At 65.6% G+C, this 6,877-nt stretch carries 7 protein-coding genes and 1 pseudogene; 6 read left to right on the top strand and 2 right to left on the bottom strand.

The genetic code is table 11. The features are described 5' to 3' along the window. The 5 genes from ACI944_RS09845 to ACI944_RS09825 all read left to right on the top strand — a co-directional run. Window positions 1-858 (top strand): metal ABC transporter substrate-binding protein (locus ACI944_RS09845; RefSeq protein ID WP_411718867.1); only part of this gene is annotated, 858 nt, incomplete at its 5' end. Beyond that, window positions 858-1,595, top strand: coding sequence for a metal ABC transporter ATP-binding protein (locus ACI944_RS09840; protein WP_411718866.1), 738 nt, complete (start codon window positions 858-860; stop codon window positions 1,593-1,595). The genes ACI944_RS09845 and ACI944_RS09840, both read left to right, overlap by 1 nt. Continuing rightward, complete coding sequence (locus ACI944_RS09835; protein WP_411718865.1) at window positions 1,595-2,608, top strand: metal ABC transporter permease; 1,014 nt, start codon at window positions 1,595-1,597, stop codon at window positions 2,606-2,608. Before ACI944_RS09840 ends, ACI944_RS09835 begins: the two co-directional genes overlap by 1 nt. A gap of 63 nt (window positions 2,609-2,671) precedes the next feature. Further along, window positions 2,672-4,765, top strand: a complete 2,094-nt coding sequence (locus ACI944_RS09830; RefSeq protein ID WP_411718864.1) for an acetate--CoA ligase family protein — start codon at window positions 2,672-2,674, stop codon at window positions 4,763-4,765. Continuing rightward, window positions 4,762-5,820 carry a phosphotransacetylase family protein gene (locus ACI944_RS09825; protein WP_411718863.1) on the top strand — a complete coding sequence of 353 codons (1,059 nt, stop codon included), beginning with the start codon at window positions 4,762-4,764 and terminating at the stop codon, window positions 5,818-5,820. Before ACI944_RS09830 ends, ACI944_RS09825 begins: the two co-directional genes overlap by 4 nt. Before the next feature lie 28 nt (window positions 5,821-5,848). Here the strand turns inward: ACI944_RS09825 and trxA are convergent, their stop codons facing one another. Further along, complete coding sequence (gene trxA, locus ACI944_RS09820) at window positions 5,849-6,265, bottom strand: thioredoxin (RefSeq protein WP_411718862.1); 417 nt, start codon at window positions 6,263-6,265, stop codon at window positions 5,849-5,851. Between the two features lie 148 nt (window positions 6,266-6,413). On the opposite strand from trxA, the gene ACI944_RS09815 reads away from it, so the two are divergent. After that, window positions 6,414-6,710 (top strand): PRC-barrel domain-containing protein, encoded by a 297-nt coding sequence (locus tag ACI944_RS09815; RefSeq protein WP_411718861.1) that lies wholly within the window; start codon window positions 6,414-6,416, stop codon window positions 6,708-6,710. On the opposite strand, the pseudogene ACI944_RS09810 reads toward ACI944_RS09815, so the two are convergent. Further along, window positions 6,707-6,877, bottom strand: a pseudogene (locus ACI944_RS09810) (phosphoesterase); the annotation flags it as partial. The gene ACI944_RS09815 and the pseudogene ACI944_RS09810 sit on opposite strands and share 4 nt — an antisense overlap.

Genomic DNA, 6,877 nt, shown 5'->3' with positions numbered 1-6,877 from the left:
GGGGACATCGCCGAACAGGTCGGCGGCGACGCCGCCACGGCGGAACTGTTGGTTCCGACCGGACAACACGGGCACGGGTGGGAGCCCGGGCCGAACGTGCGCGAGGCGATCTACGACGCCGATCTCTTCGTCCACGGCATGGAGGGGTTCCAGCCGTGGGTCGACACGATCACCCGGGATCTCGACGCAGACGGGGCCGACGTAATGACGATCGATGCGAGTAACGGGGTCGACCTAGTTGAAGCCGGTGGGGGCGGCGAACACGACTCCGACGGCGGCGACCACAGCGACGAACACGACTCCGACGACGAACACGACCACGGCGCCGTGGACCCGCACTTTTGGATGGATCCGCTCCGCGTGAAAGACGCCGCCGCAACGATCCGTGAGGGGCTGATCGACATCGATTCGGAGCGCGCGGGGACGTACGCCGACAACGCCGAGCAGTTCCACGCGGAACTTGACGCCCTCCACGAGCAGTTCGAATCGCTTGTGGCCGAGGCCGATAAGGGGACCATCCTCGTTGCAGGACACGACTCGCTGCGGTACTTCGGGGAGCGATACGGGATCCGGGTCGAATCACTGACCGGCGTCTCGCCGGACGATACGCCGACGCCGAGGGATATCGAGGCGGCTCAGTCGATCATCGACAAGCACGACCTGCAGTACATCTGTGCTGATCCGTTAGAGTCCCGACAGGCGGCCGACCAACTCGTTGCCGAGACGGACGCCGAGGCGGTACTTGATCTGACGGCGATGCCGGGGCTGACCGAGGAGTGGTCGGCCGAAGGCTGGGGGTACATCGACGTGATGGAGAACGTAAACCTTCCAACGTTGGAGCGCGCGCTAGAGGCATAATGGGTCTGATCGAAGTTCAGGACGTGTCGTTCGCCTATGCCGACCGTCCCGTCATCGACGATGTCAGCCTCACGATCGAGGCCGGGGAGTTCGTCGGGCTGGTGGGACCGAACGGGTCGGGCAAGACGACGCTGCTCGAACTCATGATCGGCCTCCGGGAGCCGGATCGCGGCTCGGTCCTGCTGTTCGGCGACCCAGCACACGACTCAAGCGACCGTGACCGCGTCGGGTTCGTTCCACAGAAAATCGGCGACGACGCCGGCGAGATGCCCGTGACGGTCCGGGAAGTCGTCCGGATGGGGCGATACCCCCGGAAACTCGTCGGCCGGTTCAGCGATACCGACCGGGCGGCTATCGACGACGCCATGCGGCGCGTTGGCATCACCGACCTCGCCGACCGTCGGGTGGGGCGGCTCTCCGGCGGTCAGCGTCAGCGGGTGTTCATCGCCCGCGCGCTGGCAGCCGACGCCGACCTGTTGGCGCTCGATGAACCGACCGTCGGCGTCGACGCCGAATCACGCGAAGCCTTTTACGATCTGTTGCGAGAACTGAACGACGAGGGGATCACGATCATCCTGATCGAACACGACATCGGCGTCGTCACCACGCATGCCTCCGAGATCGCCTGCCTCAACAGGGAACTGTACTTCCACGGCGATCCGGAGACTTTCGTCGAAACGAACGCGCTGGCCGACGCCTACGGCGGCACCCAATCCGTCGTCCACCACGATCACTAATGTCTCTATCATATATATATCCGGACGCGAGCACGCTGACGGCGACGCCCGTCGAGGGCGGCGTTGAGTTCCTCCTCGATACCCTGTGGGGGACGGTGTTGGACGTAATCGCCGGGCTCACCGGGATCGATATGCTTGCCTTCCCGTTCATGCAGCGGGCGTATCTCGCCGCGGTCTGTATCGCGGTCATCGGCCCGCTTGTCGGCGTCTTCTTGGTCCATCGAGAAATGGCGATGATCGCCGACACGCTGGCGCACTCGGCGTTCGCCGGCGTCGCCGCCGGCCTGTTCGTCAACGCCGTGTACGCGGTCGCCGTTCCGCCGCTCCTCTCGGCGCTCGTCGTCGCCGCCGTTGCGGCCCTGCTGGTGCAGACTCTCGTCGATTACGCCGGGGCCTACCGGGATACCTCGCTGGCGATCGTGCTCACCGGGGCGTTCGCGATCGGAAGCGTCCTGATCACAGCGACTGACGGCGGTATCGCGGTCGGGATCAACGCGTACCTCTTCGGAAGCCTAGCGACCGTCTCGCGACTCAACGCCGCGCTGTTGGTCGTTTTGAGCGTTGTCGTCACGGTCGGCATCGCGCTCGCGTATCGCCCGCTGGTGTACATCACCTTTGACGAGGTCGGGGCGCGAGCGAGCGGGATCGGCGTGAAACGGTACAACCAGTTGTTAGCGGTGTTGACAGCGGTCGTCGTCGTCGGCACGATGCAGATCATGGGCGTGATCCTCGTCGCCGCGATGCTCGTCGTGCCGGTCGCCGCGGCCGCCCCGGTTCGGGGATTCAAACGGGCGACCGTCGCGGCGGTCGGCGTCGCGCAACTGGCGACGATCACCGGCGTTTCGCTCTCGTACCTGTACGACGTCGCCGCGGGCGGCACCATCGTTCTCGTCGGGATCGGCCTCTACGTCGCCAGCAAACTCGGCGTCCGCCTCCGGCGCCGGGGGGCCGCGGAGGTGTCGCCACCCGACGGCCGGAAGCAGACGGCGGCCGACGGCGGTACTGAAGAGTAAGGAGACGCTCTATCTTCTGTGAGTCGGAGAGCATTTTTCTCTACGGGCCGCACGACGAGGTAGATGGTACGGGTACCCGGTGTGTTCGATGCCGAACGTGTCGCAGTCGTCGGCGCGACAGAGCGCGACGGCTCAGTCGGCGCGGCCGTGATGGAGAACCTCGTCGAGGACTTCGACGGCGAGGTACGGCCCGTGAACCCGAGCGCCGACCGGGTGTTCGGGTATCCCTGCGCTGACGATGTCGCGGAGACCGACGCAGATCTCGCCGTGATCGTTGTTCCGCCCGAGGTCGCCCTCGAAGTCGTCGAGTCCGCCGGCCGGGCGGGGATCGAGAACCTCGTCGTCATAACGGCCGGGTTCGGCGAGGCGGGCGGTGAAGGCGCAGAACGAGAGCAAGAACTGCGGGAACTGGCAGAGACGTACGAGCTCAATCTCGTCGGCCCGAACTGCCTCGGCGTCATCTCAACGCCGTCGGGGCTGAACGCGACGTTTGGCCCGCGGAACGCGCTGTCGGGACGGATGTCGTTCATGAGTCAATCCGGCGCGCTCGTCACGGCCATCCTCGAGTGGGCCGGCGACCGCGGCCACGGGTTCAAAGACGTCGTCTCGCTCGGCAACAAGGCTGTCCTCGACGAGACTGATTTCGTCGAGACGTGGGGCGAGGACCCGGAGACCGACGTCGTATTGGGGTATCTCGAAGGGATCGGCGACGGCACCGGGTTCGTCGAGACCGCCCGCGACGTCACTCAGGAGACCCCCGTCGTCGTCCTCAAGTCGGGGCGAACCGAGGCCGGCGCGCAGGCAGCCTCCTCGCATACGGGTGCGATCGCGGGCAGCGAAGCGGCCTACGAGGCCGGTCTCGAGAAGGCCGGTGTGATCCGGGCGGACTCCACCGAGGAACTCTTCGACTTCGGAGCGATGCTCGCCGGCGGGCGGCTCCCGGGCACCGATGACGTTGCCGTCGTGACGAACGCCGGCGGGCCGGGGGTGATCGCGACCGACGCCATCGGGGACTCCGATCTCAACTTGGCGACGTTCGAGGACGGGACGCGCCGAACACTTAAGAAGGCGCTGCCGCCGACGGCGAACGTGTACAACCCCGTCGACGTCATCGGCGACGCGCCCGCAGAGCGGTTCGGCGACGCCTTGGAGGCAGTCCTCTCCGATCCGGGCGTCGGCGCGACCGTCGTCATCGCCTGTCCGAGCGCGGTCCTCTCGTTCGATCGGCTCGCCGAGACGCTCGTCGAGGCCCGACAGCGCGAGGACGTCCCGATCGCGGTCTGTCTGATGGGCGGGTCCTCGGTCAAGGGGCCCTCCGAGACGCTCTCCGCGGTCGAGACGCCGACGTACTTCGACCCGACGCGAGCCGTCCGGAGCCTCGATGCCCTCAAGCGCTATGGGGAGATCCGAGAGCGAAGCTACGAACCGCCAGCCTCCTTCGACGTCGACCGGGCGGCGGCCCAGTCGGTCCTCGAACGGATCAAGACACAGGACGACAACCGCCTCGGAATCGAGGCGATGGAACTCCTCGACGCCTACGGGATCGAGACACCAGAGGGCGGGATCGTCGACTCACCGGCCGAGGCGACGGCGCTCGCCGAGCGGATCGGCGGCGATGTCGTCATGAAGATCGTCTCCCCGGACATCCTCCACAAGACCGACATCGGGGGCGTCGAGGTCGGCGTCCCGGCCGAGGCGGTCGAGGAGACGTACGAGGCGCTCGTCGCGCGGGCACGGAACTATCAGCCCGACGCCCGACTGCTCGGCGTGCAGGTACAGGAACTGATCGACCTCGACCACGGGGTCGAAACGATCGTCGGGGTGAACCGCGACCCACAGTTCGGGCCGCTTGTTCTCTTCGGCCTCGGTGGCGTCTTCGTCGAGGTTCTAAAGGATACGACCGTCCGCATCGCGCCGGTGTCGGAGGCCGAAGCTGCCGGAATGTTGGATGACATCGACTCGACGCCGCTGTTGCGCGGCGCACGCGGCCAAGAGCCGATCGACGAGGAGGGGATCGTAGAGACGATCCAGCGACTCTCCCAACTCGTCACCGACTTTCCCGCGATCGTCGAACTGGACATCAACCCGCTCGTGGCGACGGCCGACGGCGTCGTCGCGGTCGATATCCGACTCACCGTCGACCCCGAAACGCTATGACCGTACTCGTTACATCACTCGAAGAGAGCACAGGAAAGACCGCTGTCGCGCTGGCGCTCGGCAGGGCCGAACAGGCGCGCAACGAGCGGGTCGGCTATATGAAACCGAAAGGAACCCGTCTTCAGTCGGCCGTCGGCAAGACGCTCGACGAGGACCCGATGCTCGCCCGCGAGGTGCTCGATCTCGACGCGGCGATGCACGAGATGGAGCCGATTGTCTACTCGCCGACGTTCGTCAAGGAGGCGATCCGAGGGCGGGAGGACCCCGATGCGTTGCGCGACCAAATTGAGGAGAGCTTCGAGACGTTATCAGCCGATGTCGACCGCATGATCGTCGAGGGCGGTGGATCGCTCACCACCGGCGGTATCGTCGGCCTGACCGATGCCGACCTTGCTGAACTGCTGGATGCGACCGTCGTCCTCGTCGCTGGATTTGAGGACCCGAGCGATCTTGACGAGGTCCTCGCGGCCGCCGACGCTCTCGGGGATCGCCTCGGTGGCGTCCTATTTAACGACGTGCCCGATGCCGCCTTCGACTCGCTGGCGAGCGACGCCGTCCCGTTTCTCGAGGGGCGCGGTATCCGCGTCTACGGAACGATTCCGCGGGACGAGGAACTCGCCGGCGTCACGGTCAACGAGTTGGCAGACGAAATCGGGGCCGAGATCCTAACGAGCGACGTTCCGACAGACGGTCGAATCCGGCGGTTCGTCGTCGGCGCGATGTCCGCGGGCGAGGCGTTGGGACAACTCCGACGCGTCCGGGACGCGGCACTGATAACCGGCGGCGACCGAACCGATATCCAGACCGCCGCGCTCGAGGCCTCCGGGATCGAGTGCATCCTCCTCACCGGCGGGTTTCACCCGCCCGACACCGTCCTCGGTCGAGCCGCGTCGGCCGACATCCCTGTCCTGCTGGTCCGGACCGACACCGCGACGACGCTCGACCGGACCGACGCGGTGATGAACACAGGCAAAACGAGGGATGGACGGACGGTCGAGCGGATGAGCCGCCTGCTTGAGGACTACGCGGACATCGACGCGATCCTCGACTGTTGAATGGATTAAAACGCCGTGGGAAGCCGGCTCACGCCGCGGCCTCGATCGAACTGACGAGCGACTCCTTCTCTTGGACGCCGACCATCCGCTCTTCCATCTCGCCGTCGGCGAACAGGTACAGCGTCGGGACGCCTTGGACCTGGTACTCCGCGGCGAGGTCTTGGTGAGCGTCGATGTCGACCTTTAGAACGGCGGCGTCTGTCTCGGCCGCCACTTCGGCGACCGTTGGGGCAAGCATCTTGCACGGACCACACCAATCGGCGTGGAAGTCCACGAGGACGACCGGGTGCTGGTCGAGCAGTTCCTCAAAGTGCCCGACGCCGCCGACCTCGATCGGTTCCGCGGGCGAATCTGGCTTTGAGGCTCGTTCCGCCAGCCGCTCCCGTTTTTTGCGTCTGATCTCCTCGAGATCCTCGCCGTCACCGGAATTGTCCGTATCGCTCATAACTGTATGTAAGGTCGTATTCAAATTAATTCCTTCGGGGATGTGTCGCCGCGGCGCCAACCCCGAGTTGGTAGCGCAGCTGTGGTTCGCCACTACTGGCTAATCGCCGGCCGAAAACACTTAAACGGAGCCGACACGACCGGGCGGTATGGAAACGGAATCGACGTCGCAGGAGATCACGTCACTCGTCGGACGGGAAGTGTACTCAAACAACGGGGTGTTCGTCGGCGAGATCGAGGATATCCAACTGGATCTACAACGCGAGGCCGTCACGGGTCTCGCGCTGGGTGATATAAACGGAGAACTGTTCGACGCCCGGGTCTCGGGCTCGGAGGGAGTTATCGTCCCGTATCGGTGGGTCCGCGCGGTCGGCGACATCGTCCTCGTCAACGACGTGGTCGAACGGCTCACCGAGCAGGAATCCGACGACGAAGCCGCAGCCTAGCTTCCGTTCGATCCGTCCCCGCCGCTCTCGACGCCCATCGCCTCGAAGAGCTTCGAGCGAACGGCTTGTTCGGTGAGTTGCAACAGTGTGTCGCGGTTGTCGCCGGTTATCTCCAGTCCGGTGAAGATGCCAAGCGGGATCTCCGCGGAGGCGTCCGTCGAGTGACC

Origin of the sequence: Natronomonas sp., assembly GCF_046710025.1 — an archaeon.
Taxonomy (GTDB): Archaea; Halobacteriota; Halobacteria; order Halobacteriales; family Haloarculaceae; genus Natronomonas.
This window is presented reverse-complemented; position numbering and strand designations above follow the sequence as displayed.

Bases quoted from the DNA above. Each gene is read 5' to 3' on its own strand.
- trxA (WP_411718862.1), bottom strand. From the start codon at position 6,265: ATGAGCGATACGGACAATTCCGGTGACGGCGAGGATCTCGAGGAGATC.
- ACI944_RS09835 (WP_411718865.1), top strand. From the start codon at position 1,595: ATGTCTCTATCATATATATATCCGGACGCGAGCACGCTGACGGCGACG.
- ACI944_RS09830 (WP_411718864.1), top strand. From the start codon at position 2,672: ATGGTACGGGTACCCGGTGTGTTCGATGCCGAACGTGTCGCAGTCGTC.
- ACI944_RS09815 (WP_411718861.1), top strand. From the start codon at position 6,414: ATGGAAACGGAATCGACGTCGCAGGAGATCACGTCACTCGTCGGACGG.
- ACI944_RS09840 (WP_411718866.1), top strand. From the start codon at position 858: ATGGGTCTGATCGAAGTTCAGGACGTGTCGTTCGCCTATGCCGACCGT.
- ACI944_RS09825 (WP_411718863.1), top strand. From the start codon at position 4,762: ATGACCGTACTCGTTACATCACTCGAAGAGAGCACAGGAAAGACCGCT.